At 70.7% G+C, this 239-nt stretch carries 1 protein-coding gene; it reads left to right on the forward strand.

Annotated elements, in window-relative coordinates; translation table 11 throughout:
• Positions 1–213, forward strand: a 213-nt coding sequence (locus NCR39_RS00005) for a FlhC family transcriptional regulator (protein WP_250449967.1), incomplete at its 5' end; no start/stop codon positions are given.
• Positions 214–239 lie beyond the last annotated feature (26 nt).

Genomic DNA, 239 nt, shown 5'->3' on the forward strand with positions numbered 1-239 from the left:
GTGCTGTCGCTCACGCGCGCGTGGACGCTCGTGCGCTACTTCGAATCCGGCATGCTCCAGACCAACGTCTGCACGCGCTGCCGCGGACGTTTCGTCGCACATGCGTACGAACTGCGCGCCGGTTACGTGTGCGGCCTCTGCCAGCCGCCATCGCGCGCGGGCAAGACGCGCAAGGCGGGCGCGGACCGCGAAGCGGGGCGGATCGCCGCCTGATCCGCGCGCCCGCGTCCGTCTAAAAG

The organism is Caballeronia sp. ATUFL_M2_KS44 (assembly GCF_023630965.1).
In the GTDB taxonomy this organism is placed as follows: Bacteria; Pseudomonadota; Gammaproteobacteria; order Burkholderiales; family Burkholderiaceae; genus Caballeronia; species Caballeronia concitans.